Source organism: Caldimonas tepidiphila (assembly GCF_003569765.1).
In the GTDB taxonomy this organism is placed as follows: Bacteria; Pseudomonadota; Gammaproteobacteria; order Burkholderiales; family Burkholderiaceae_C; genus Caldimonas; species Caldimonas tepidiphila.
This window is the reverse complement of the sequence record NZ_QXMG01000002.1, coordinates 88,155-113,381: the sequence shown is the minus strand read 5'-3', so window position 1 is coordinate 113,381 and position 25,227 is coordinate 88,155. Positions and strand designations below refer to the sequence as shown.

Sequence of the window (25,227 nt, the reverse complement as noted above, 5' to 3'; positions counted from 1 at the left end):
GTGAGCCCTGCGGGGTGAAAGGAAATGCCATGAAAAGATCCCTTCCCGAGCTTTCGCGCCGTGTCGTTCCTCTGACCGTCTCGGCCTGCATCGCCGCGCTGCTGGCCGCGTGCGCGGCACCGATGGAGAACTACCCGGCCGCGCCGAAGGCGGTCCAGTCCTCGGACCACCAGTACAAGATCGGCTCGCTCGACAACCTGAGCGTCTTCGTCTGGCGCCATCCCGAGCTCTCGACCACCGTGTCGGTGCGCCCGGACGGCCGCATCTCCACGCCGCTGGCCGAGGACCTGGTGGCCGCCGGCCGCAGCCCGGCGCAGCTGGCGCGCGAGATCGAGTCCCGCCTCGCCAAGGTCGTGCGCGACCCGGTGGTGACGGTGGTCGTCACCGGCTTCCAGGGCGCGCTGTCCGAGCAGATCCGCATCGTCGGCGAGGCCGCGCGCCCGCAGGCCGTGCCCTACCGCCAGGACATGACGATCCTCGACGTGATGATCCAGGCCGGCGGCCTGACCGACTTCGCCAACGGCAACGGCGCCGTGCTGGTGCGCAACTCCGAGGGCGGCAAGCACTACCGCGTGCGCCTGAAGGACCTGCTCAAGCGCGGTGACGTGTCCGCCAACGTGGCGGTGCGCCCCGGCGACGTGATCATCGTTCCGCAGAGCTGGTTCTGACCCTCCGGCATCCCAGCAGCACCGAGAGAGCCGGAGCATGACGAATCCCGGACCGTGGAGGAAGGCGGTGCCCGCGAGGGCACTGCTGCTCGTGCCATGCCTGTCCGGCCTGTTTCGCTGCCCCGTCGCGGTGAATTCCTACGAATGGGTCGATACGCGGACGCCGCCTGCACCGGAGGGAGACGGCGGCCGCGGGAACCCCAACACCAAAGAGGCTGATGATGATCGCCGCTGACATTCGAAACCATCCATCGATGGAGCAGTTCAACCAGGTGCTGCGCGGGCTGTGGAGCAAGCGCTGGATCGGCCTGGCCGCGGCCTGGGCCGTGCTCGTGGTCTGCGGCCTGGCCGTGGCCCTGATGAAGGACCAGTACCAGGCCAGCGCCCGCGTCTACGTCAACACGCAGACCGTGCTCAAGCCGCTGATGCAGGGGCTGGCGCAGCAGCCCGACCTCAACCAGCAGGTCGAGATGCTCGCCCGCACGCTGGTCTCGCGCCCGAACGCAGAGAAGCTGCTGGCCGACCCCTCGCTCGGGCTGCTGCAGAAGGACGACGGCGAGCCGCTGACCGAGGCCGAGCGCGCCGCGGCGGTGACGGGGCTGATGCGCAAGATCAAGATCACGCCCAGCAGCACCGGCGCCCCGACCGGCAACGGCAACGAGAACAGCGGGACCCATCTCTACGCGATCAGCTACCAGGACAGCGACCCGCAGCGCGCCGAGCGCCTGGTCGAGCGCCTGCTGGCGCTGTTCTCCGCGTCGATCACCGACACCAAGACCCGCGACTCGAAGGAGGCCAGCCGCTTCATCGACGAGCAGATCGCCTCTCACGAGCGCAAGCTCACCGAGGCCGAGAACCGTCTCAAGGAATTCAAGGTCCGCAACTTCGGCACCTCGGGCGCGTCGAGCGGCGACCACTTCTCGCGCATGGCGCTGCTGTCCGAGGAGATCAGCCGCCTGCAGGTGGAGCTGGGCGCGGCCGAGCAGTCGCGCAACGCGCTGCGCCGCGAGCTGGCGGCCGTCGAGCCGCAGGTGACGGCCGACTCGCTGCGCAGCGCGAACGCCTCGCCGCGCCTCAACGAGATCGAGTCGCGCATCGACGCCGAGCGCCGCCAGCTCAACGAGCTGCTGAGCCGCTTCACCGACCAGCATCCCGACGTCGCGCACCTGCGCCGCTCGATCGCCTCGCTCGAGGCCGAGCGCACCCGCTACGTGCGCCAGGCGATGACCGACCGCTCGCGCGGTGGTGCTGCCGCCGCCGACCCGGTGTTCCAGCGCGTGCGCACCGCGCTCGCCGACGCCGAGGCCAACGTCGCATCGCTGCGCACCCGGCTCGGTGCGCAGCAGGCGCGCCTGCAGCAGGCCCAGACCCTCGGCGCGCGCATGCCCGAGATCGAGGCCGAGCTCGCCAGCCTCAACCGCGACTACGACGTGCTCAAGCGCAACCACGAGGAGCTGGTGCGCCGCCGCGAGTCCGCGCAGCTCGGCCTGAAGCTCGACGAGACCTCGCACATGGCCGATTTCCGTGTCGTCGAGCCGCCGCGCGCCGAGCCGACGCCGGTGGCCCCGACCCGCAAGACCTTCGCGCTGTTCTCGGTCGTGCTGGCGCTGGTCGTCGGCCTGCTCGCGGCCTGGGGCGTCGCCTGGCTGCGCCCCGCCTTCACCAGCGAGCGCCGGCTGCGCGAGCTGACCGGGCGCCCGGTGCTCGGTCGCATCTCGATGGTCATGAGCCCGGACATGCAGGTGCAGACGCGCCGCGACCACCGGCAGTTCGCCGGGGCCCTGGGCCTGTTCTTCGTCGGCGGCGCCGCCCTGCTGGGCTGGCTGGCGATCCAGGCGCGCCTCTGACCCACTCACTGACTGACGCAGCGAAAAAAGGAAGAACCATGAACATCATCGAACAGGCGGCACGGCGGCTCGAGGAACTGCGCAAGGCGGGCGTGGACGTGCCCTGGGGGGCAGGCGGCGAGGGCGCCGCGCAGCCCGGCGAGGCGGCCGCGAAGGCCCCGCGCAAGGAACGCCGCACGGTACGCGGCCGCGGCCCGCGCGAGGGTGCGCCCGCGGCCGGCGCTCGCAGCTCGCAGTCGGTCGAGCTCGACCTCGACGCGCTGCGCCAGGCCGGCTTCGTGCTGCCGGGCGACCCGCGCTCGGAGCTCGCCGACGAGATGCGCGTCGTCAAGCGCCCGCTGCTGCGCCACGCCTATCCGGGCGACGGCAGCGAGGCGGCGCCGCGCTCCAACCTGGTGCTCGTCACCAGCGCGCTGCCCGGGGAGGGCAAGACCTTCATCTCGATCAACCTGGCGCTGAGCCTCGCGGCCGAGCTCGACACCACCGTGCTGCTGGTGGACGCCGACGTGCTGCGCTCCTCGCTGATCGCGCGCCTGGGCCTGACGCCCGGCCGCGGCCTGCTCGACGTGCTGCAGGACCCGTCGATCGACGTCGCCGACGTGATGCTCAAGACCAACATCCCGAAGCTCTCGGTGCTGCCGGCGGGGACGCCCTGCGTCAACTCGACCGAGCTGCTCGCCAGCGCCGCGATGGACCAGCTGCTCGACGAGCTCGCGACGCGCTATCCGGACCGCGTCGTCGTCTTCGATGCGCCGCCGCTGCTGCCGACCACCGAATGCCGCGTGCTCGCCAGCCGCATGGGCCAGGTGCTGATGGCGGTCGCCGCCGACCAGACGCCGCAGAGCGCGGTGACGCAGGCCTTCGAGGCGGTGGAGAGCTGCCCGGTGGTGATGTCGGTGCTGAACAAGTGCAGCGGCCCGGCCCTCGTCAACAGCTACGGCTACGGCTATGGCTATGGTTATTGAGCGCCGCGGCCCCGTCCGAGCGCGCAGGCCCGCGGGCCTGCGCCGCCTCTCCATCGCCACCGCCGCGCTGCTGGCGCTGACGCCCGGCACGACCGCGTGGAGCCAGTCGCGCACGCAGGTCCAGCAGCCGCAGCAGGCCCCGGCCCCCGGGCAGGTGCCGCAGCCGCCGGCGCCGAACCAGCTGCCGATGCCGCCGCAGGCCCAGGCCGCCGCACCGGCGCCGGCGCCGCAGCCCGCCTGGGTGATCGAGCCGCGGCTGAACGCGACCGTGATCGGCACCGACAACAGCGGCTACAGCTCGCCCGGCGGCGAGAGCGACCAGGTGCTCGACCTCACGCCGCGGCTGCGCGTCACCGGGCGGGGACTGCGCACCGAGCTCGACGCCGACATCGGCGTGCACGTGCTGCAGTACCTGCAGGACACGCGCGATGGCCGCGTGCTGCCCGACGCGCGCGCGCAGCTGAACTCGACGCTGATCGACCGCTGGGCCTACCTGGACGCGCGGCTGGTGGCCGAGCAGACCTCGGCCGACCCCTTCCTGGGCCGGCCCGACCTGAGCACCTCGGTCAACCGCATCACGACCACGCGGCTGCGCCTGAGCCCCTACCTCGACCACCGCTTCTCGCCCTCGGTGTCGATGCAGGCGCGCAGCGACAACGCCTGGACGCGCCGCGGCGGCGAGTACGACCCGACCGACCCGCGCCGCGACGCCTTCGAGCAGCGCAACTTCCTGCGCCTGGCGCAGCAGTCGCCGCGGCTCGGCCTCGCCGGCGAGCTGCAGCAGTTCGACGCGCGCTACAGCGGCACCGGGGAGGTGCTGTCGACGAACGCCGCGCGCGGCATCGTCTCCTTCGGCTTCGGGCCGCAGATCCAGCTCGGCCTGGTCGCCGGCCGCGAGCGCGCCCGCTTCTCGGGCATCGAGTCCGAGGAGAGCGTCTACGGCCTGCGCGGGCTGTGGCTGCCGACCGAGCGCACGAACCTGCGCGCCAGCGTCGAGAAGCGCTTCTTCGGCACCGGCTGGGAGGCCCAGTTCACGCACCGCTCGCCGCTGTGGGCGCTGCAGTTCCGCTCCTTCCGCGAACCGACCGCGCTGCCGGCGTCGCAGGTGCTGTCGCCGCAGAGCACCGACGTCGCGACGCTGCTCGACGCGATCCTGACCACGCGCCACCCCGACCCGGTGCAGCGCCGCGCGCTGGTGCGCTCGATGATCGACAGCCTGAACCTGCCGGAGATCCTCGAGCGCCCGGTGGAGGTCTATTCGGACCGGGCGCAGCTGCAGACCGGCAGCAGCGCGAGCTTCGCGCTGCTCGGGCGGCGCACCACCGCGTCGGTGACGGTGCAGTCGCTGCGCCTGGAGCAGCTGCGCGACGAGGACGGGCTCTCGACCCCGCTGCCGTCGACGCTGCAGCTCGACAACAAGCAGCGCGGCATCGGCGTCGACGTGCGCCACCGCGTCGCCCCGCAGACCACGCTCGGCGCGCGCGCGCGCGCCTCGCGCATCGAGGGGGTGACGGTCGCCGGCCAGACCACCGAGAAGACGCTGCAGCTGAGCCTGACCCATTCGCTGTCGCAGCGCGCGGCGGTCACCGTCGGCGTGCGCCGCCAGATGCTCGATTCGACCGTGAGGGCGGACGCGCGCGAGAACGCCGTGTTCGTCGGCCTGAGCCAACGCTTCTGAGGATCCAAGATGTACGAATCCTTCTTCGGCCTCTCCGGCCCGCCGTTCCAGCTCAACCCGGACCCGAGCTTCTACTTCGGCAGCCGCGGGCACAGCAATGCGCTCGCCTACCTGAAGTTCGGCGTCTACCAGGGCGAGGGCTTCATCGTCGTCACCGGCGACATCGGGGCGGGCAAGACGACGCTGGTGCGCACGCTGCTCGAAGGGCTCGACCCGGGCCGCGTCGTCGCGGCGCAGGTCGTCAGCACGCGGCTGGAGTCGGTGGACCTGCTGCGCGCCATCCTCACCGCCTTCGGCGTGCCGCCGAAGGGCGAGTCGAAGGCGCAGCTGATCGCGGCGATCGAGGGCTTCCTCACGACGCTTGCGGTCAGCGAGCGGCGCGCGCTGCTGGTCGTGGACGAGGCGCAGAACCTGAACCTCGAGGCGATCGAGGAGCTGCGCATGCTGTCGAACTTCCAGTTCGGCACGCATGCGCTGCTGCAGAGCTTCCTGGTCGGCCAGCCCGAGCTGCGCGGCATCATCGAGTCGCGCGCGCTCGAGCAGCTGCGCCAGCGCATCATCGCCTCCTGCCACCTCGGCCCGCTCGACGTCAGCGAGACGCGCGCCTACGTCGAGCACCGGCTGCGCCACGTCGGCTGGAGCGGCAGCAACCCGGCCTTCGAGCCGGAGGCCTTCGACGAGATCCAGCGCTGGACCTGCGGCATCCCGCGCCGCATCAACGTGCTGTGCAACCGGCTGATGCTGGCGGCCTTCCTCGGCGGCGGCGAGGCGGTCAGCGCCGCGCTGGTCGAGCAGACGGCGCGCGAGCTGCGCGGCGAGGTCGGCGACTCCTCGGTCCTGCCGGCGGCGCCCCCGGTGCCGGCCGAGGCGAGCGCGGCGCCTGCGCCTGCACCGGCCCGTCCCGCCGCCGCGGCGCTGCCGCCGCCCGCGCCGGCGGCAGCCCGTCCCGCACCTGTGGCGCCCGCGGCGCCTGCCGCGCCGCTCGAGGCGGCGGTGGTGCGCCACGTGCACCGCCCGCTCGACGGCACGGTGCAGCCGCTGCTGTGCGTCGTCGACACGCCCACCGCCTGGCTCAAGCTCGGCGCGCTGGCGCAGGTGCTGGCCGCCGAGCCGGGGCTGCCGCCGGTCATCGCGCTCAATCCGGGCGCGCAGGAGGGCGTCTCGGCCGACGAGGATGTGCGCCGGCTGCTGCCGGGCAGCGCGCTCGACATCCATCTCGGCGTCGCGACGCAGGGCTTCGCGCAGGGCGCCAACACGCTGCAGCAGCGCTTCGCGGCGGCGCTCGACGAGTTCGAGCCCGCGGCGGTGCTGCTGCTCGGCCAGAGCGACGCGGTGCTCGCCTGCAGCCTGGTGGCCAGCCGCCGCGGCCTGCCGCTGGTGCGGCTGGAGGCCGGCCTGCGCCACGGCGCCGCCGACTCGGCCGCCGAGGGCAACGCGGTGATGATGGACCGGCTCGCCAGCCAGCTCTACACCAGCGAGCTCACCGCGCACTACACGCTGTGCCGCGAGGGCATTCCCGCCAACCGCGCCCACTGGGTCGGCAGCCTGCTCGAGGAGGCGCTGCAGCAGGTGCTGCCCGGCGCGCCGCTGCCCGAGGAATCCGGGACGGACGCGCCCGCGGGCATGGTGCTGGTGACGCTCCAGTTCGAGCAGGACGACCCGGCGCAGGCCGGGCTGCCGGACTTCGTCGCGGCGCTCGCGCGGCTCGGCGCCGGCCTGGACCTGCGCTGGATCGCCGAGCCGCGCACGCTCGCGGCGCTGTCGGCGCACCGGCTGGAGCCGGCGCTGCTCGACGCGGGCGTGCAGCTGGTGCCGGCCACGCGCTACCTGGAGCGGCTGGGCATGCTGCGCCAGGCGCGCTGCCTGATCGGCGCGCCGCAGGGCGATCTGCTCGAGGAGGCGCGCGTGCTCGGCATGCCGCGCGTGGTGGTCTGCCCCGCGGGCACCGTGCCGGTGCCGGCGGAGGAGGCGCCCGGCGTCGCGGTCGCCTGCGAGGCGGAGCCGCTGGCGCGCGCCTTCGAGTCGGCCTTCGCCGAGCCGGCCTCGCCGCGCGACCCCGAGGGCCTGCGCCGCGACGGCGGCGCGGCTCGCCGCGTCGCGCTGCACCTGATGCGCACGCTGCCGAAGCTGGCCGCGCCGCGCGCTGCGGGCCGCGCGGCGGAGCCCGCCGAGTTCGCGATGCCCGCCTACTCGACGCTGCTGCGCACGAGCGCGTGCCAGGTCGTCGCCCCCGCCGGCAGCGAGCTTCGCGCCGCCGACCCGACGACGAGTCCCACCAACGGCTGAGCGGCGGCGCGCCGCTCGCCTTTTTCCCTCATCATGCTCCAGCGCCTCGCAGTCCACGTTTCCAACTACTCGGCCGGGAACCTGCTGGTGACGATCGCCAGCCTGGTGTCCTTTCCCGTGCTGACGCGCCTGCTCAGCGTCGACGAGTACGGCGTGATGAACCTCATCGGCACCGCGCTGTCGCTCGGCTTCGGCCTGGCCAAGCTCGGCGTGCAGCATGCGGCGCTGCGCTTCTACAGCGAGATCCGCGCCGGCAAGCGGCCGGTGACGATGCAGTCCTACGAGTCCACCGTGGTCTACGGCATGGGCAGCATCGGGCTGGCCGCGGCGCTGGTCTTCGCCGCGGTCGCGGCGCTGGTGCCCGCCGCCTGGTGGAACGACGCGCGCATCGCGCCGCTGATGATGCTGTCGGCCGGGCTGATCTTCATCCGCGTCGTCGACAGCTCGCTCGTCAACCAGCTGCGCGCGCAGGAGGAGAGCCGCGCGCTCACCATCTACAACGTCGTGCGCCGCTACAGCAACCTCGCGCTGCTGCTGGGCGTGCTGTTCTTCGTCTCGCGCGACCTGTGGGGCTTCTACGGCGCCACGCTCGTCGGCGAGATCGTCGCGACCGTGCTGCTCGCCGCCTGGATGTGGCGGCGCACCGCGGCGCCGCGGCCCTCGCAGTTCTCGCCCGAGCTCTACCGCGCGATGCTGGCCTTCGGGCTGCCGATGATCGGCATCGAGATCGCGTCGGTGGTGCTGCAGATGGGCGACCGCTACGTGATCCAGTCGATGCTCGGCGCCGAGCCGCTGGGCATCTACTCGGCCGCCTACAACCTGTGCGACTACGTGCGCACCGTCTTCATCGCCTCCTTCGCCACCGCGGTGCTGCCGATGTACCTGCGCATCTGGGAGGAGAAGGGCCGCGACGAGACGCTCGCCTTCCTCGGCCGCTTCATGCACGTCTACATGATGGCCTCGGCGCTCGTGATCGCGGGCCTGAGCGCGGTGGCCGGCGAGCTGATCGCGGTGCTGGCCTCGGCCAAGTACCTGCAGGGCGCGCCGCTGGCGCCCTGGGTGATCGGCGGCATGGCGCTCGACGGCCTGGTGATGGTGGTCGGCGCCGGGCTCTACATCGAGAAGCGCACGAAGAGCGTGGCGCTGCTGATGGGCCTGTGCGCGGCGCTGAACATCGGCCTGAACCTGTGGTGGATCCCGCTGTGGGGCCTCACCGGCGCGGCGGCCGCGACGCTCGCGAGCTACGCGGCGCTGCTCGCCTCGGCGATGGTGCTCGGGCGCCGCCGCCTGCCGGTGCCGCTGCCGCTCGGGCCGGCGCTGAAGTTCGGCGCGATCGGCCTGGCCACCTACTTCGCGGTCGACGCAATCCGCGTCGGCGGCAACTTCACCACCCTGGTGGTGCGCGGCATCGCCTGCCTGCTCGTCTACGCGGCGCTGGTGCTGCTGTTCGACACGCAGGCGCGCGACATGGTCTCGGGCGCCTGGCGCAAGTGGCGCCAACCGTCTGGCGCAAGGCTCATCGGTACGGAGCAGGCATGAGTGCAGTAGCAGTATTCTGGTCGGCCCTTCTGGTGCTGGTGTACACCTACGTCGGCTATCCGCTGGCGATCTGGCTGCTGGCCCGCCTGCGGTCGCGGCCGGTGGCGCGCGCGCCGCAGCACCCGATGGTCGCGATCGTGATCGTCGCGCACAACGAGGCCCACCGCCTGCAGTCCAAGCTGCAGAGCTGCCTCGCGCAGGACTACCCGGCGCAGCGCCTGCGCATCGTCGTCGCCTCCGACGGCTCGACCGACGGCACCCAGGAGCTGATCGAGTCGATGGGCGATCCGCGCATCACGCTGCTGGCCTTCCCGCAGCGGCGCGGCAAGGCCGCCTGCCTCAACGACGCGGTGGCGGCCTGCCGCGAGGACGTGATCGTCTTCAACGACGCGCGCCAGCCGCTCAATCGCGAGGCGGTGCGCTGCCTGGTCGAGAACCTCGCCGACGCGTCGGTCGGCGCCGCCAGCGGCGAGCTGGTCTTCGTCGACGAGGAGTTCAGCCCCTTCGCGCAGGGCGTGGACGCCTACTGGCGCTACGAGAAGTTCATCCGCCAGCAGGAGGCGCGCTTCGGCTCGGTGGTGGGCGTCACCGGCGCGCTCTACGCGCTGCGCCGCGAGTGCTTCCGCCCGATCCCGCCGGAGACCATCCTCGACGACGTGCTGATCCCGATGCAGGCCGCGATGCAGGGCCGCCGCGTCGTGTTCGAGTCGCGCGCGCAGGCCTACGACCGGCCCTCGCAGTCGCCGCAGCAGGAGCGGCTGCGCAAGGTGCGCACGCTCGCCGGCAACTTCCAGCTGCTGGCGATGCGCCCGGAGCTGCTGCTGCCGTGGTGCAACCCGCTGTTCCTGCAGTTCGTCTCGCACAAGGTGCTGCGCCTGGCCGCGCCGTTCCTGATGGCGCTGCTGCTGCTCGCCAACCTCGCGCTGCTCGGCAGCGGCGCCTTCTACGTGCTCGCGTTCGCGCTGCAGCTCGGCTTCTACGCGCTGCCGCTGATCGGCCGCAAGTGGGAGCGCGCCGGGCGCTCGCGCGCCGTCAGGCTCGCCGGCGCCTTCCTGCTGCTCAACGGCTACGTGCTGCTGGGCCTGCGCGAGTTCCTCGTCAACAAGAACGCCCACCTGTGGCGCTCCAAGTCCGCGGCGCCGGGCAGTACGCCGGCCGCATCCACCGCGAAAGGGAAGCAATGAGGGTGGTCTACTTCGTGTCACTGTTTCCGGCCTGGTCGGAGACCTTCATCGTGCGCGAGGTGCATGAACTGCTGCGGCTCGGCGTCGACGTGCGCATCGTGTCGCTCAAGGCCCCGCAGCAGTCGATGGTGCAGTCCGACGCGCGGGCCTTGCTCGACCGCGTGATCTATCCGCGCTCGCCGGGCCGCGCGCTCGCCACGCTGCTGCGCCGCCCGGTGCAGGCCGCGCGCGAGCTGGTCCACATCTGCCGCAAGCTCGGCCGCCACCCGGAGGCGCTCGCCAAGAGCGTGGTGGTGTGGTGGCGCACGCTCGGGCTGCTCGGCGACGTGCAGGCGCTCGCGCCCGACCACATCCACGCGCACTGGGCGACCTATCCGTCCACCGCCGCGCTGCTGGTGTCGCGGCGGCTGGGCATCCCGTTCAGCTTCACCGCGCACGCGCACGACATCTTCCTCGAGCACCACCTGCTCGAGGACAAGATGCGCCACGCCGCCTTCGGCGTGACGATCTCCGAGTTCAACCGCCGCTACCTCGCGCAGCGCGTCAGCCCCGACGCGACCGAGCGCATGCGCGTGATCCACTGCGGCGTGTCGCCGCGCGAGATCGAGTTCAAGCCCGCCGGCCGCGCGCCCGCGACGCTGCTGGCGGTCGGCCGCTTCGACGAGATCAAGGGCTTCCGCTACCTGATCGAGGCCTGCGCGCTGCTCGTCGCCCGGGGCCTGAAGTTCGAGTGCCGGGTGATCGGCGACGGCCCGCTGCGCGAGCAGCTGCGCCGCCAGATCGACGAGGCCGGGCTCGGCCACTGCGTGCACCTGCTCGGCGCGCGGCCCCAGGAGGAGGTGCGGCGCGAGCTCTACCGCACCAGCGTCTTCGTGCTGCCGTCGGTGGTCAAGGCCAACGGCGACCGCGACGGCATCCCGGTGGCGCTGATGGAGGCGATGGCCTGCGGCGCGCCGGTGGTCTCGACCCGCGTCTCCGGCATCCCGGAGCTCGTGGAGGAGGGCGTCAGCGGCCTGCTGGTGCCTCCCGCCGATGCCGGGCGTCTCGCCCAGGCGCTCGAGCAACTGCTGACCCGGCCGGCCCTCGGGGCCGAGCTCGCGCGCGCCGCGCGCGAGAAGGTCGAGTCGGAATTCGACGTGGCCAAGGAGGCACGCAAGCTCTATGAAGCCTTTGCCTGAAATCCGCCCCGCCCCCCGTCAGCGCACGCGCGTGCTGCTGCTCGCCGACGAGGCGATGTCCGACGGCGCGCAGCGGCAGATCGTGCACCTCGCGCGCGGCCTCGACCGGCGGCGCTTCGAGCCGACCGTGCTGCATGCCTGCCAGCCCGCGCCGGATCTGGCGCGCGAGCTCGACGACGCCGGCGTGCCGGGCTTGCGGCTGCCCAGGCACGGCCGCGTCGACCCCGACTTCCTGCTGCGCCTGGTGCGCACGCTGCGCGCCGGCCGCTACGACGTGATGCACGGCTTCGCCCTGCCCGGCGAGCTGTGGGGCGCGGTGGCGCGGCGCTTCGTGCCCGCGGTGCGGCGCCCGGTGCTGCTGAGCTCGCTGCGCGGCGGCTGCGAGGACTACTCGCCCTGGCAGTGGCGCCTCAAGCGCTGGGTGTCCGCGCAGTCGCGCGGCATCGTCGCCAACTCGCTCGCAGCCGCCCGGCTTGCGGGCACGAGGATGGGCCTGCCGGTCGAGGCGGTCGAGCTGGTCTGCGACGGCGTGGTCCCGGCCCCGCCGCCGCCGCAGGCGCGCCAGCGCGTGCGCCAGGAGCTCGGCCTGTGCCCGACCACGCCGCTGGCGCTGTTCGCCGGGCGGCTGGCCGAGCCGGCGAACCTGCCGACGCTGCTGCGCGCGATGCAGCAGCTCCAGGGCGCGCGGCCGGAGCTGCGGCTGGCGATCGCCGGCGACGGGCCGCTGCGCCCGTGGCTCGAGCGCGAGATCGCCGCGCTCGGCCTGCGGCAGCGCGTGTGCCTGCTCGGCGAGCGCGCGGACCTCGCGGACCTGCGGGCGGCGGCGAACTTCCTGGTGCGGCCCTCGCTGCGCGAGGCGACATCGGGCGTGGTCCTCGAGGCGATGGCCTCGGGACTGCCGGTGATCGCGTCGCGCGGCGGCGGCAACGCCGAGCTGATCGAGCACGAGCGCACCGGCTTGCTGTTCGACGCGCGGGACGCCGGTGCGCTGGCGCGCGCGATGGCCACGCTCGCCTGCGACGGCCCGCTGCGGCTGCGTCTGGCCGCGGCGGCCCGCGCCCGCGTCCAGCAGAGCCACGGCGTCGCCTCGATGGTGCGTGCAATCGAGCGTCGCTACGACGCTGCCCTCGACCAGCGGCCGTTCCCGGCCGCTTCTCTGGCCAGAACCACGGGATAGGAATGAAGTTGATGACCCCAAGAACGCCCGGCAATGCAGTGATGATGGTGCTCGAGAGCGTCTTCCCCTCCACCGGCGGAGGGGGCGCCGAGATGCAGGTCAGGACGCTCGGCCGGCACCTGTGCCAGCAGGGCATCGGCGTGTCCCTGATCGTCCCGATGGTGCCCTGGGGCCCCCAGCTCCAGCGCGACAACGTCGACGGGATCGAGGTGCACCGCATCGACTATCCGCACGCGCCGCTGATGGGCACCGTGTGCATCCTGGCGCAGCTCGTCTGGCTGCTGTGGCGCGAGCGCCGGCACTACAGCGCCATCCATGCGCACATCGCCGGGCCGATGGCCGCGGTGAGCTCGGTGATGGGCTGGCTGCTGGGCAAGCCGGTGATCGTGAAGCTCTCCGGCGCCGCGGCGGGCTCGGGCGGCGCCGTCGTCTCCGGGCGGGCGGACCTGAAGACGCGCCTGACGAAGGCGGCGCTCAAGTGCGCCAGCTACTACCAGGCGATCAGCTCGCGCATCGCCTCGCTGCTCGTGGAGAGCGGCTTCGAGGCCGCCAAGGTGAGCTGCATCCCCAACGGCGTCGACACCGCGCGCTTCACCGCCGTGCAGCGCGACGAGGCCCGGCGCCGCGAGATCTGCGGCGACGCCGCGCTGGTGGGCGTGTTCATCGGCCGGCTCGAGCCGGTCAAGGGGCTGATGCCGCTCGTCGAGGCCTGGGCACGGGTCTTCGGCGAACGCCGCGACGCCGCGCTGGTGGTGGTCGGGGAGGGCGGCGAGGGCGAGCGGCTGGAGGCGCGCTGCCGCGAGCTGGGCATCGCCTCGCAGGTGAAGTTCATCGGGCCGGACGACGACGTCGCGCGCTACCTCGGCATCGCCGACTTCGGCCTGCTGCCCTCGCTGAGCGAGGGGCTGTCGAACACGCTGCTGGAGACGATGGCGGCCGGCCTGCCGATGCTCGGCTCGCGCGTCAGCGGCACCGAGGACTTCGTGCGCCACGGCGTCAACGGCTGGCTGTTCGAGCCGGGCGACGCGGCCGGGCTCGAGGCCGCGCTGCGCGCTGCGGCGGCCACGCCCGCGGCCGCAATGCGCCGCATGGGGCTCGAGGGGCGCCGCACGGTGCTGGCGCGCGCCTCGATCGCCGCGGTGGCGGCGCAGCTGTCGGAGTTGTACGGCGTGACGGCGCAGGATCCCCTGCCGCTGCACAGCCCGTCGTCCACGGGGGGCTGAGGCGCGTCGAGGAGGAAAGGCGCAAGCGTCACGAAGCGAAGGATCCCGCCCGCCGGGGGCGGCGGGCCGCAGGAGTGTCGTTTCTTCGCAGCGAAAAGCCGTCGCACTCGCGGGATGCGGCGGCAAGGACGGCCCGAGTGCCGCAGACCAAGAGACCAAGGGGGAAAGATCATGCTGCTGAATCTGGCCAAGTCGGTGTTGCGCACCACGGTGTCGCCGGTGCTCGATTTCGCCGGCATCTACGACCGACGGCTCAGGGGGGATGGCTGGACCATCCTGATGTACCACCGCGTCGTCAACGACCTCGCGGACGCGCCCTTCGGGCTGGGCATGTGCGTGCGGCGCGCGCACTTCGCGTCGCAGATCGCCTACCTGCGGCGCAACTTCAACGTGCTGAGCCTGCGGGAGGGCATCGAGCGCATCGCGCGCGGCGACCCGCTGCCGCCGCGCGCGGTGTCGGTGACCTTCGACGACGGCTACCTCGACAACATGGAGCTGGCGCTGCCGATCCTCGAGGCGCACCAGGTGCCGTTCACGGTCTACGTGGCCTCGGGCGGCCTGGCCGAGGGCGAGGGCCTGTGGTACGACCGGGTGCGCGCCTCGCTCGCGAGCACCTCCGAGGCCGCGGTCGATACCGCCCGCATCGGCCTGCCCGGGCCCGGGCGCCGGCTGTCGCTGTCGAGATGGCAGCGCGAGGCCACGATCCGCCAGGTGCTCGACGGGCTGTGGTCGCTGCCGATCCGCGAGGCCCTGGAGATCGTGTCGCGCATCGAGCGGGTGTACGGCACCACCCGCGATCCGGTCTTCCTCGCGCCGCGCATGAGCCCGGCGCAGGTCCGCGCGATGCACGGCCGCGGCGTCGAGATCGGCGCGCATACCGTGAACCATCCGAACCTGTCGCTGATGTCCCAGGCCGAGGCCGAGGCCGAGATGCTCGAGTCGCGCCGCGTGCTCGAGGAGCTGTGCCAGGCGCCGGTGGACGGCTTCGCCTACCCGGGCGGGAAGATGTCCGCCTCCACCGTCGCCGCCGCCCGCGCGGCCGGATTCCGGCACGCGGTCACCACGATCAAGGGCATCAACAACGGACGCAGCGACGTGCTGCAGCTGCGCCGCGTCGGCATGCCCGACAACGCGGTGTCCGACTTCAAGCGCGCGCTCGGCTCGGCGATGCGCACCGGCCTGGCGCTGCCCCGCCAGGCCTGCTGACGAGGAGATTCCATGTTCCTGCTGCGCGTGCTGCTGATCGCGATCATCGTCTACCTGCCGACCCACGAGACCTTCGGCTTCGAGTTCACGCTCAAGGGCCTGAACGTCATCAACATCCTCTTCGCGCTGTCGCTGCTGACGCTGCTGGCCGTCGGCTCGCGCGCGAAGGGCCCGACGCCGCTAAAGCGGCAGTTCCTGCTGTTCTTCGCGATGCTCGGCTGGGCCTTCCTGGTCGGCGCGATGCGGGACTCCTCGGCGCTGCTCGAGGACCTGACGATGCTGAAGAACAGCGTGTTCTACATGTTGCTGTTCTTCCTCGTCTACCACTCCGCGCAGGACCTGAAGACGGTCTGGGTGCTGTTCGCGACGGTGCTGCTGGTGACCTTCCTCGCCTCGCTGCAGGGCCTGCAGCAGGCGGCCGCCTACGGCCTGTCGGTGTACGACGAGTCGCGCCGCGTGTCGGCGCCGTTCGGCGACTTCCCGGCCAACGCCAACCGCGCGGCGATGTTCTTCGCCATCTTCCTGCCGCTGTTCGCCGCGATCGCGCTGTTCTGCAAGTCGCGCCCGGTGCTGCGCCTCGTCGCGGCGGGCTGCTTCGCGCTCGGCACCTTCGTCGTGTTCTTCACCTACTCGCGCCAGGCCTACGTCATCCTCGCGCTGCTCGCGCTGCTGCTGGCGGTGCGGCGCAACCTGTTCGTGTCGCTACTGATCGGCGTGGCGGTGCTGAACTACCAGGTCTGGGCGCCGGACACCGCGGTGACGCGCCTGCAGATGACGCAGAAGAGCGGCGGCGCCGACGCGGGCTACGTCGAGCCGGTGCGCTACGACGAGAGCACGGCCAGCCGCTTCGTGCTGTGGCAGGGCGCGGCCGAGATGCTGGCCGAGCGGCCCTGGGGCAGCGGCCTGAACCACTTCAAGCGCGAGATCGGCCACTACGTGCCGCAGTACGCCGGCAAGGACGCGCACAACTTCTACGTGCTGATCACCGCCGAGGCCGGGCCCTTCGGGCTGATCGCGACCGGCGTGCTGCTGCTCGGGCTGCTGAGGCTGGGCCGGCAGGTGCGCACGGTGGACGGCAGCGAGACCTCGAGGATGCTCGGCATCGGCTACACGATGTCGGTGTTCGCGGTGATGCTCAGCAACGTCTACGGCAGCCGCTTCCTCGACCACGACGTGATGGGCAACTTCTGGATCCTCACGGCGCTCGTCGCGCGCTACTACAGCCTGGTGCGCGAATCGACGGCCGCCCCTGCGACGAAGCCCGCGGCGCAGGTGCCGGGCCTGCGCCGGCCGGTCCCGGCGCTCTGACGCTCCGAAGCGGGCCGTCCGGCCCGGGAGGGCGCCGCCCGCCTCGCGGACGGCGCCCTCGGTCATTCCGGCCACGATGGTCGCGGGCGTTCCGCCCGGCCGCGGAGCCGGCGCGGGCGGCGCTACTGGCATCATGACGGCCACACCGACTGCCCGCCTTCGCCATGAACGACGCCTCCCGCCTGTCCACCGACCTCTTCCTCTCCGTCGTGACCCATGCGCCGCTGGTCTCGATCGACCTGGTGTGCCGCAATGAGCGCGACGAGGTGCTGCTCGGCATGCGGCGCAACCGGCCGGCGCAGGACCGCTGGTTCGTCCCCGGCGGGCGCATCCTCAAGGGCGAGCGCGTCGACGCCGCGCTGTGCCGCATCGTCGAGGCGGAGCTCGGCCTGGCCGGCGGCGGCCCGGCGCCGGAGTTCCTCGGCGTCTTCGAGCACCTCTACGAGGACAACTTCGCCGGCGTCGACGGCATCGGCACCCACTACGTGGTGCTGGCCTACCAGCTGCGGCTCGACACGGGGGCGGGGCTCGCCGCCGACGCCCAGCACAGCGAGCTGCGCTGGTTCCCGATCGGCGAGCTGCTCGCCTCGCCGCAGGTGCACGAGCACACCCGCGCCTACTTCGACGCGCGCCTGCGCATGACGCGCGTGCCGTGAGGGCCGGGGCGCCTCAGCGCTGCACCGGCGGATTCGCCGGCGCGAAGATGTCCCAGACCGCGATGAACATCGCCGCGACGACCGGGCCGATCACGAAGCCGTTGAGGCCGAACAGCGCCATGCCGCCGAGCGTCGACATCAGCACCAGGTAGTCGGGCATCTTGGTGTCCTTGCCGACGAGGATCGGGCGCAGCAGGTTGTCGACCAGCCCGATCACGATCACGCCGTAGGCGATCAGCGCCACGCCCTGCCAGACGAAGCCCGTCACCAGGAAGTACAGCGCCACCGGCAGCCAGATCAGCGCCGCGCCGATCGCCGGCAGCAGCGACAGGAAGGCCATCATCACCGCCCACAGCACCGCGCCGTGCACGCCGAGAACGGCGAAGGCGATGCCGCCGAGCGCGCCCTGGGCGACCGCGACGAGGATGTTGCCCTTCACGGTGGCGCGGATGACGGTGGCGAACTTGCCGAGCAGGTCGCGCTTGTGCTCCGGCCTCAGCGGCACCGCGTCGAGGATGCGCCGCGACAGCGCGGCGCCGTCGCGCAGCAGGAAGAACACCAGGTAGAGCACGATGAAGAAGTTGACCAGCAGGTCGAAGGTGTTCTGCCCGATGTTGAAGACGCGTGCCGCGATGGCCTGGCTGCTCTGGGCGAGGTTGGTCGCGATCTTCTGCTGCAGCGCGTCGAGGTTGCCGATGCCGAAGCGGTTGAGCAGCTGCGAGAGCCAGTCGGGCAGGCTCCTGACGATCTGCTGCAGGTACTGCGAGAAGTTCAGCTCCCCGGACTGGATGCGCTGGAAGAAGGAGGCCACCTCCTGGATCAGCAGCGCGGTGATGAGCGTCACCGGCAGCACGACGATCAGCAGGATCACGACCAGGGTCGCCAGCGCCGCCAGCGTCGGCCGGTGCTTCGACGAGGGCAGCATGCGGCGGTACATCGGCGTGAAGAGGATGGCCAGCACCACCGCCCAGAAGATCGCCCCGAAGAAGGGCCGCAGGATCCAGGCGAAGGCGAGGGATACCGCGACCAGCAGCAGCAGCAGGGCCTTGTGCTCGAAGCTGGAGGTCTCGAGGGGATTGCGTGGATTCATGGTTCTGGCGGGATCAGGGAGGGTCGCGGCGGAACCGGAGCGTACGCGAGATGCCGTGCCCGTGGGGCACCGCCGCCCCCCGGTGCGTCAGTCCGACCAGCCGCGCAGCCGGTAGACGAGGCGGCCGACCACCTCGTGCAGCGCCGCCGCCAGGCGCTGCGGCCCGCCGTTGTTCGGCAGCCAGCCGCGCCAGGTGGGCTCCGCGATCTGGCGGTAGTCCACCGGGAAGGACTGCACCGAAAGGCCCAGGCGGCGCGCTACCGCCTGCGCGCGCGGCATGTGCAGCGCGCTCGTCACGAGCCAGGTCGGGCCGGGCCGCTCGGCGAGCAACTCGAGCGCGTGCTGCAGGTCCTGCCGCGTGTTGGCGGAGGTCTCGACGGTGCGGATCGCCTCCGGCGGCACGCCCATGTCGAGCGCGACCTGCCGCATCAGGCCGGCGAGCGAGGCACCCGGGCCGGCCGGGCCGCCGCAGAACAGCAGCGTGCCCCCGGTGCGCTTCCACAGCGCGATGCCCTCGACGGTGCGCTCCCAGCCGTGCACGTCCAGCCGCGGGTGGGGGCTGCCGCCGCCCGAGCGCATCTGCCCGCTGCCGAGCACGATCACCAGCGAGCGCGGGTCGCGCTCCACCGCCCGCTCGGCAGGCGGCACGGGGGGACCCTCGAGCCGGCGGTGCAGCCAGTCGCCGGTCACCGGCATCGTCACCACCCAGACCCAGGCGGTGACGGCGAGCAGCAGGGGCCGCAGCCGGTGCAGCCTGCGCCCGGGCGGGCGCCAGTAGCTGCGCGCGCTGAGCCAGCCGAGCAGGCCCAGCAGGTACAGCGGCAGCGGCAGCAGCAGGTCGACGGCGCGTCCGAGCATCGGGGCGGTTCAGCGCGACAGCGCGTCGCGCGGCAGCACGACCAGGTAGGCGTCGGCATCGGGGCCGCCCCAGCCGGAGTTGAACAGCACGCGCGTGAAGTCGCGGTTGACGGTGGCGTGCGGCTCGCCGCGCCGCCGCGCGTCGCGGTGCCGGTGGAAGGCGAGGTGCGTGATGCGCCCGCCCGCCTTCAGCTCGACCGCCATCAGCCGGCGGTGCAGCCACTGGCGGCCGCCCTTGCCGTGGTCGGCATGGGTCGACACCAGCACCCAGCCCGGGCGCCGGTGGGCGAGCCCCGAGACCTGCAGCGCGGTGCCGGTGCCGCTCGCCTGCGTCGCGAAGAGCTCGGTGCGCTCGCCGCTGCGCAGGCGCAGCATGAATAGCGGGGCGCCGCTCGCGGCCGCATCCACCGCGACGTAGGCGTCCTCGCCGTCGGCAGCCAGCGCGAGGTCGAAGGACGCGGCACTGCCGGGCAGCCGGCGCGGCTGGGCGAGCTCGCGCGTGAAGGCGGTCGCGCCGTCGTGCCAGGACAGCACGACGTGGCTGCCCGAGGGGCTCATGCCGAGCTGCCCGGGCCGGTCCCTGCGCTGTGCCGCCAGGTCGAGGTGGGCCAGGATGCGGTCCTCCTGCAGGTCCCAGGTGAACACGCCGAGTCCGCCGCGCGCCGCGTCCTCGACCAGGAAGGCCCAGTAGCGGCCGTCGAGCGAGGGCGAGCCGCCGGCGGTGGCGAGCGCGCGGGCGGTCGGCCACAGGCGCTTCACGCGGGTCGCGAAATCGGCCGCGACGCGGCTGCGCCCGCTGCGCAGGTCGAGCTCCAGCAGCTGCAGCGCGGTGCCGCGCGGCGGCAGGTGGTGCAGCAGCTCGGGCCGCTTCGGGTGCCACTGCGGCTCGGCGTCGGCGCCGAGGGCCGGCAGCTCGGCCCGGTGCGCGAGCGACTGCGCGTCGTACAGGTGCCAACGGCCGTCCTGTGCGAGCAGCAGCAGCCGGGACTCGTCTGCGTTGAAGGCCGCTCGCCGCGCGGACTCGCTGCCGATCCCGCCGCGCGGCGGCTCCTGGGCATGGTCGGTGACGCGCACGATGCAGCTGCCGTGCACGCGGTCGATGTGCGGGATGCCCTTGTCCGGGCGCGCCGCGGGCGGCATCGCCGCGAGGTGGCGGCCCGACGGGGGCTGCCAGCGCGAGGCGGTGACGGCCGCGCAGGTCTGCGCCGGCGAGGCGAGCCCGGGTTCCTCGGCCGCGCCCGACACCGCGGGCGCCGCGAGGCAGCCGGCCAGCGCGGCGAGCCGGACGATCCGCAGGGAACGAGACAGTGCGAGCGAGGTCATGCAGCGCGGGCCTGGCCCGGTGAAAGCGGACGCGACACCGCGTGCGTCCGTTCCTTCAGCGTAGGGAGGGGGCCTGCGGGCGGCCATCCCTCGCCCGGGGGCACGCGGCCGAGGGGGGCGCCCCGCGGACGGAGCGCCAGGGGCTCGTGCCGCGTCGGCACGTTTCAGGGGGGCGTCGCCGGGACGCCGTCCGGGTGTCAGGCGCTCTCGGGGGCGTGCTGCGCGGGCGCGGTGACGAGCACCCCCGGTTCCTCGTAGTCCGTGTTGTTGACATAGCCGGCCGAACCCTTCAGGGAGATCACCCGGGCCGGATTACCGGCGACGACCGCATCGTTCGGCACGTCCCTGGTCACCACCGAGTTGGCGCCGATCGCGACGTTGTTGCCGATCCTGACCGCGCCGACGATCTTGGCACCCGGTCCGATATACACGTTGTCGCCCAGCACGGGGGTCCCCTTGTTCCTGCCCCGGTTCGCCTGCCCCAGGGTCACGCCGTGAGAGAGGTTGCAGTTCTTCCCGATCACGCATTCGGGATTGATGATGATTCCACCGAAATGCCCGATATAGAAGCCGCTGCCGATATTCGTCCCGGGCGGAATCCAGATGCCGAGTTTGTAGGTCAGTCGGTGAAGCATCAGGCGGGCCACCGGATAGGCCAGCAGCTTGAGCAGCGGATGGCTCCTGGTGTAGTTGCAGGTGCGCATCCAGAATATGTACTTGTAGGACTCGCCGAAAACAAGCGCCTTGAGCAGGGTGGGGAGATTCGTCTTCTTCGGACTGATGCGGTAGAGGTCCGAGGTGATCAGGAACTTGTACTCCGAAAAATTCATGGGACTCCATCCTTGATTTCCAGGCCGACGTGGTGCCCGTTCCGCATTCGATGAAAAGCGCGTTCCCTCATGATCGCGCGAGAATGCCGGGCCCGAGAACCGACCATCAGGAACCGGTATTGCTGTCGTCAGGGGAACGCCTCTGCATTCCAACAGATGCAGTAAGTTATCATCGTGAGAATATCCGGGAACCCCTGGATTGAACGGTTGACGGCCTGCCAGGGAAATTTTGCATGTCTGCTGCGGGAGCTCGCGGCGAAATGCGTCCCCGAGGGGGCAGGATGGCTTCGAAAAGAACGCGAGGCAGGAGCGATTAACCCCGGTGCGGCGGGCGCGGCGCCGGGGATGAATTGCGGGAAATTCCTGTCCTGTCCGCCGGGGGACGGGTTGCCGGAATGGCCGCCCCTTGCTATGTGACGACGCAGGCGAGCGCGCCGACCGCGCCCTGGACATCGCCGAGGGACTGCACGTGCACCTCGACCGGCCGGCCGTCGAGGTCGCGGATGCGGACCCGGCGGGCCTCGGGCGCGAGCCCGGTCTCGAAGCCGGCCGCCTCCAGGCTCAGGCCGGTGCCCAGCGCCTTCAGGCAGGCCTCCTTGCGCGTCCAGCCCCGCAGGAAGGCGAGGTGGCGCGCCGCTCCCGCTGGCGCCCGGAGCAGTTCCTGCCGCTCGCGCGCGGTGAAGTGGCGCTCGGCGAGCGGCAGCGCGTCGGGCACCTCGCGCAGCACTTCCACGTCGACGCCGAGCTCGCCGCGGGGCGCGACCGCGATCAGCGCGAGGTCCTCGCTGTGACTCATGTTGAAGCTGCAGCGGCTCGCGGCGGGCGCCAGCGCCGGCTTGCCGTGCGGCCCGCTCTCGAAGCGCAGCCACGCCGCCTCGCGGCCGGTGGCGCGCGCCAGGATCTCGCGCAGCGCGCAGTGCGCGGCGAGGTGGCGGCGCCGGTCGCGCTCGAACACGAAGCGCGCGGCGCGTTCGAGCTCCTCGTGCGACAGGTTCTGCAGCGCGGCGGCCGGCGGCTCGCGGTCGAGGCGGACGCACCACAGGCGCAGCGGGATCGGGGCGGGGGGCGGGACGAGTTCGGTCATGCGGCGCGCGCCATGCGCGAAGGACGGGGACGGGGTGGAGGCGCTGCGCTGCGCCGTGCCCGCAGAGTAGGGCGGCGGCGGAGTGCGCACACCCCCCGCCCGGGGGCGCCGCCCGCCCGTCCCGCTGCCGGCCCGCGCCGCAGCCGCCGGCCCCTTCAGGGCAGGGCGAAGCGGCCTTGCGGGCTCGGCTGCTCGATCTGCAGCACCCGCAGGTAGCCTGCGATCGCCTTGTCCACCGTGAAGTCGGCCGCGCGCGCCGCGACGTTGGGGTGCGAGGGGCTGTCGAGGGTCGCGGCGATCGCGTCGGCCAGCGCCCTCGGCTCCCCGACCGGCGCTAGGCGCCCCCAGCGCCCCTTCTCCAGGATCTCGGCCGGGCCGGACGGGCAGTCGGTGCTGACCACGGGCGTGCCGCAGGCCATCGCCTCGATCATTGCCGTCGGCAGGCCTTCCTGGCGCGAGGACAGCACGAAGACCGCGGCGCGCCGGATCCACGCGCAGGGGTTGGAGACGAAGCCCGGCAGCGAGACGTCCTGCTCGAGCCTCAGCTGCCGCACCAGCGCCTCGAGCTCGGGGCGCAGCTCGCCCTCGCCGAGGATCATCAGCCGCGCCGGCCGGCCCGAGCGCAGCCGGGCGAAGGCGCGCAGCAGGTTCGGGAAGTCCTTGGTCTCGTGCAGGCGCCCGGCCGCCATCAGCACCGGGGGCTGCCCGGGGGCGAACCAGGGATGCTCGACGGGCTCGTGCGAGCGCTCGATCAGCGCCGGCGAGACGACCGGGTTGTAGACGACCTCCAGCTTGTCCGCGGGCAGCCCGGTCGAGGCCATCAGGTCGCGGGCCACGCCCTCCGAGACGGCCACCACCTTGTCGGCCTGCCCGTAGCACAGGCGCATCAGCGCGGGGATGAAGCGGCTGCGGAAGTTCTTCGGCTTCATCACCGAGGGCGTGGTGTGCTCGGCGACCACCAGCCGGGTCGGCACGCCGGCGAGGCGCCGCGCGGCGATGGCGACGAGGTTGGCGTCGTTCATCACCGACAGCAGCGCCGCCGGCCGCACGCTGCGCAGGTAGCTCGCGAGCCGGGGCGTGCTCCTGATCAGGCGCGGCGCCCGCAGGTCGACGAGGTTCACCGCCGGGCTCACGTCCTTCAGGAAGGCGCCTTCGGCCTGCGCGAGCAGCAGGTCCACCTTGTGTCCCTGCTCGGCCATGCCGTTGGCCAGCGTCAGGGTGACGCGCTCCGCGCCGCCTGCAAACAATGAGGGCAGGAAGATGCCGATTCTCTCGTTCATGTGGGAAATCCGTTCTTGAATCCGGGGCAGCGGCCGCTCAGGCCTCCTGCTCCGCGGCGGCCAGGGCCGGCAGCGTCACGGGCCGGGGTGCGGCGGCCTCCGGGCCGGGCAGCACGGCGGCCTTCCTCGGCTGCGGGCGCGGCACCTCCGGCGGCGCGGAGGCCGCCTTCACCAGCACCCGGCCCAGCACCCAGCGCTGCACCAGCGCGGCGAGCGCCTGCTGCGCATGGGGCTGCGTGAGCGTGTGGTCGGCCTGGGGCAGGTAGTCGTAGGCGACGCGGCCGACGAAGCCGTAGGGCTCGTACATCTCGCGGAACTGGCGGCGGTGGTTGTAGAAGTCCGGCTCGCCGCCCGAGTAGACGAAGTAGACCTCGACGCCGCGCTCGGTGAGCGTGCGGATGCGCTGGCCGAACTCGTCGCGCGGCGGCATGCGGGTGCGGCCGAAGATCATCGGCGTGCCGGTGCCGTCGGCGCCGCCGCCCGCGGCCCGGGTGCGCTTCAGGTAGCGAGAGAGGCGCTGCGCGGTGGAGACGAGGCCGTGGCGGCGCGTGCGGTGCACCAGCCCGCGCAGCTTCGCCAGCCGCGTCGGGTAGACGTAGGAGTCGTAGAGCATGATCGCGCGCAGCCGCTCGTCCTCCGTCGCGACGAGCTGCGCGATGTCCCCGCCCGAGCAGAAGCCGAGCATCAGGAAGCGGTTGCAGCCGAACTGCGCGGCCGCGAGGTCCATCGCGGCGCGCGTGTCGGCGACGAACTGCTCCATCGCCGGCAGCGTCGTGTCGGGCCGGGCGCTGTCGCCGAGGCCGCTGAGGTCGAAGCGGATCGACGGGATGCCGAGGCCGGCCAGCCAGCGCGCCAGCCGCACGTTCATGCGGTGCGGGCCCACGCGCGGGATCACGCCGGCGTTGGTCAGCACGGCCACGATCGGCGGCGGCTCGCCCGGCGGCAGTCCCGGGACACCGTCGGAGAACGTGAGCGTTCCCACCAGGTGCTGCTGCGGGCCGAAGATCACGGTCTGTTCGTTCATCGCTCAGTCCTCACTCCAGGGTGGACAGGAGGGAACGCATCACCTCCTGCGGCACGATCGCGGTGCCCATCGCCTCGGTGGACATCCAGTTCGTGCGGGTTTCGAGGGAGTGCAGCGTCAGCCGCGAGGCGTCCAGCGCACCTTCGAGCCGGGGACGGTCGTCCTCGGGGACCGCGCAGCTCAGCCGCACGCCGCGGCGCGCCGCGGCGGCGAGCGGCAGCTCGCGCAGGTGGCGCAGCTCCTCGCAGAGCTTCTCGCCGAACGGGAAGCCGAGCACGGTGCCGGGCAGCGCCGGCTCGCGCTCGCGGCCGCGCCGCACCAGCTGGTGCCACTCCAGCCCGAGCTCGCGCGACAGCTCGGTGCGGTGCGAGTCGCACAGCGCCTGCATGTAGCGCGGCCCGTCGAGCACCGGGTCCCACAGCACCAGGTGCCGCGGCACCCGGCGCGCGCGCGCCGCCGCGCGCAGCGCGATGTTGGCGCCGAGGCCCAGGCCGAACCAGTGCACCGCGCGCTGCGGGTCCTCGGCCAGCAGCAGCTCGTGCGCGGCCATCGTGTCCTCGACCCACAGCGACAGCGACTGGGCCGACTCGTCGCCGGCCGAGTCGCCGCTGCCGTGGTAGTCGAAGCGCAGCACGTCGCAGCCCTCGCGGGCGAGGCGGTCGGAGATGGCGCGGTACATCGGGCTGGTGCGGATCGCCTCCTGCCCGTAGGGACGGCACAGCAGGAAGGCGCTGCGCCGCGCGGCGCCCGCCCGCGCGTGCTGCATCACGCCGACCATCGCGCGCCCGGGCGCACCGAAATTTCGGATCGACAGTTCCATCGA

Annotated in this window: 21 protein-coding genes; 13 read left to right on the top strand and 8 right to left on the bottom strand. The window is 72.6% G+C overall.

Going from position 1 to position 25,227, the window contains the following annotated elements:
* Positions 1-29: 29 nt before the first annotated feature.
* From D3A59_RS06180 to D3A59_RS06120, 13 genes are all read left to right on the top strand, one after another.
* On the top strand, positions 30-668 hold the full coding sequence (locus D3A59_RS06180; protein ID WP_119154028.1) for an XrtA/PEP-CTERM system exopolysaccharide export protein: 639 nt from the start codon (positions 30-32) through the stop codon (positions 666-668).
* 218 nt (positions 669-886) lie between these two features.
* Entirely contained in the window at positions 887-2,515 is a 1,629-nt protein-coding gene (locus D3A59_RS06175) for an XrtA system polysaccharide chain length determinant (protein ID WP_119154027.1), read from the top strand.
* A 38-nt stretch (positions 2,516-2,553) separates the two neighbouring features.
* A complete protein-coding gene (locus D3A59_RS06170) occupies positions 2,554-3,480 on the top strand; it encodes an XrtA-associated tyrosine autokinase (protein ID WP_119154026.1) in 927 nt (308 codons plus the stop codon).
* Positions 3,464-5,158 (top strand): TIGR03016 family PEP-CTERM system-associated outer membrane protein, encoded by a 1,695-nt coding sequence (locus D3A59_RS06165; protein WP_119154025.1) that lies wholly within the window; start codon positions 3,464-3,466, stop codon positions 5,156-5,158. Before D3A59_RS06170 ends, D3A59_RS06165 begins: the two co-directional genes overlap by 17 nt.
* A 9-nt stretch (positions 5,159-5,167) precedes the next feature.
* The gene (locus D3A59_RS06160) at positions 5,168-7,444 is read left to right on the top strand and encodes an XrtA/PEP-CTERM system-associated ATPase (protein WP_119154024.1); all 2,277 of its coding nucleotides are present in this window, start codon (positions 5,168-5,170) and stop codon (positions 7,442-7,444) included.
* Between the two features lie 33 nt (positions 7,445-7,477).
* On the top strand, positions 7,478-8,983 hold the full coding sequence (locus D3A59_RS06155; protein ID WP_119154023.1) for a lipopolysaccharide biosynthesis protein: 1,506 nt from the start codon (positions 7,478-7,480) through the stop codon (positions 8,981-8,983).
* Positions 8,980-10,167: a glycosyltransferase family 2 protein gene (locus tag D3A59_RS06150; RefSeq protein WP_119154022.1), complete on the top strand. Its 1,188-nt coding sequence runs from the start codon at positions 8,980-8,982 to the stop codon at positions 10,165-10,167. The genes D3A59_RS06155 and D3A59_RS06150 overlap by 4 nt, the downstream gene beginning before the upstream one ends.
* Entirely contained in the window at positions 10,164-11,345 is a 1,182-nt protein-coding gene (locus D3A59_RS06145) for a glycosyltransferase (protein ID WP_119154021.1), read from the top strand. Before D3A59_RS06150 ends, D3A59_RS06145 begins: the two co-directional genes overlap by 4 nt.
* Complete coding sequence (locus D3A59_RS06140; RefSeq protein ID WP_119154020.1) at positions 11,329-12,522, top strand: glycosyltransferase; 1,194 nt, start codon at positions 11,329-11,331, stop codon at positions 12,520-12,522. Before D3A59_RS06145 ends, D3A59_RS06140 begins: the two co-directional genes overlap by 17 nt.
* An 11-nt stretch (positions 12,523-12,533) precedes the next feature.
* Positions 12,534-13,745, top strand: coding sequence for a glycosyltransferase (locus D3A59_RS06135; protein WP_170162310.1), 1,212 nt, complete (start codon positions 12,534-12,536; stop codon positions 13,743-13,745).
* Positions 13,746-13,916: 171 nt separating this feature from the next.
* Positions 13,917-14,951 (top strand): polysaccharide deacetylase family protein, encoded by a 1,035-nt coding sequence (locus D3A59_RS06130; RefSeq protein WP_157991412.1) that lies wholly within the window; start codon positions 13,917-13,919, stop codon positions 14,949-14,951.
* 12 nt (positions 14,952-14,963) lie between these two features.
* Positions 14,964-16,259 (top strand): O-antigen ligase family protein, encoded by a 1,296-nt coding sequence (locus D3A59_RS06125; protein ID WP_119154017.1) that lies wholly within the window; start codon positions 14,964-14,966, stop codon positions 16,257-16,259.
* 164 nt (positions 16,260-16,423) lie between these two features.
* Complete coding sequence (locus D3A59_RS06120) at positions 16,424-16,915, top strand: GDP-mannose mannosyl hydrolase (protein ID WP_119154016.1); 492 nt, start codon at positions 16,424-16,426, stop codon at positions 16,913-16,915.
* Between the two features lie 13 nt (positions 16,916-16,928).
* On the opposite strand, the gene D3A59_RS06115 is transcribed toward D3A59_RS06120, so the two are convergent.
* From D3A59_RS06115 to D3A59_RS06080, 8 genes are all read right to left on the bottom strand, one after another.
* Complete coding sequence (locus D3A59_RS06115; protein ID WP_119154015.1) at positions 16,929-18,005, bottom strand: AI-2E family transporter; 1,077 nt, start codon at positions 18,003-18,005, stop codon at positions 16,929-16,931.
* 87 nt (positions 18,006-18,092) lie between these two features.
* Complete coding sequence (locus tag D3A59_RS06110) at positions 18,093-18,863, bottom strand: YdcF family protein (protein WP_119154014.1); 771 nt, start codon at positions 18,861-18,863, stop codon at positions 18,093-18,095.
* Between the two features lie 9 nt (positions 18,864-18,872).
* The gene (locus tag D3A59_RS06105; protein ID WP_119154013.1) at positions 18,873-20,186 is read right to left on the bottom strand and encodes a hypothetical protein; all 1,314 of its coding nucleotides are present in this window, start codon (positions 20,184-20,186) and stop codon (positions 18,873-18,875) included.
* 197 nt (positions 20,187-20,383) lie between these two features.
* Positions 20,384-21,016 carry a serine O-acetyltransferase gene (locus tag D3A59_RS06100; protein ID WP_119154012.1) on the bottom strand — a complete coding sequence of 211 codons (633 nt, stop codon included), beginning with the start codon at positions 21,014-21,016 and terminating at the stop codon, positions 20,384-20,386.
* A 409-nt stretch (positions 21,017-21,425) separates the two neighbouring features.
* A complete protein-coding gene (locus tag D3A59_RS06095; protein ID WP_119154011.1) occupies positions 21,426-22,100 on the bottom strand; it encodes a 4'-phosphopantetheinyl transferase family protein in 675 nt (224 codons plus the stop codon).
* 155 nt (positions 22,101-22,255) lie between these two features.
* Entirely contained in the window at positions 22,256-23,380 is a 1,125-nt protein-coding gene (locus D3A59_RS06090; RefSeq protein ID WP_119154010.1) for a glycosyltransferase, read from the bottom strand.
* Positions 23,381-23,417: 37 nt separating this feature from the next.
* Positions 23,418-24,404, bottom strand: coding sequence for a serine aminopeptidase domain-containing protein (locus D3A59_RS06085; protein WP_119154009.1), 987 nt, complete (start codon positions 24,402-24,404; stop codon positions 23,418-23,420).
* 10 nt (positions 24,405-24,414) lie between these two features.
* Complete coding sequence (locus tag D3A59_RS06080) at positions 24,415-25,224, bottom strand: alpha/beta fold hydrolase (protein WP_170162309.1); 810 nt, start codon at positions 25,222-25,224, stop codon at positions 24,415-24,417.
* Positions 25,225-25,227 lie beyond the last annotated feature (3 nt).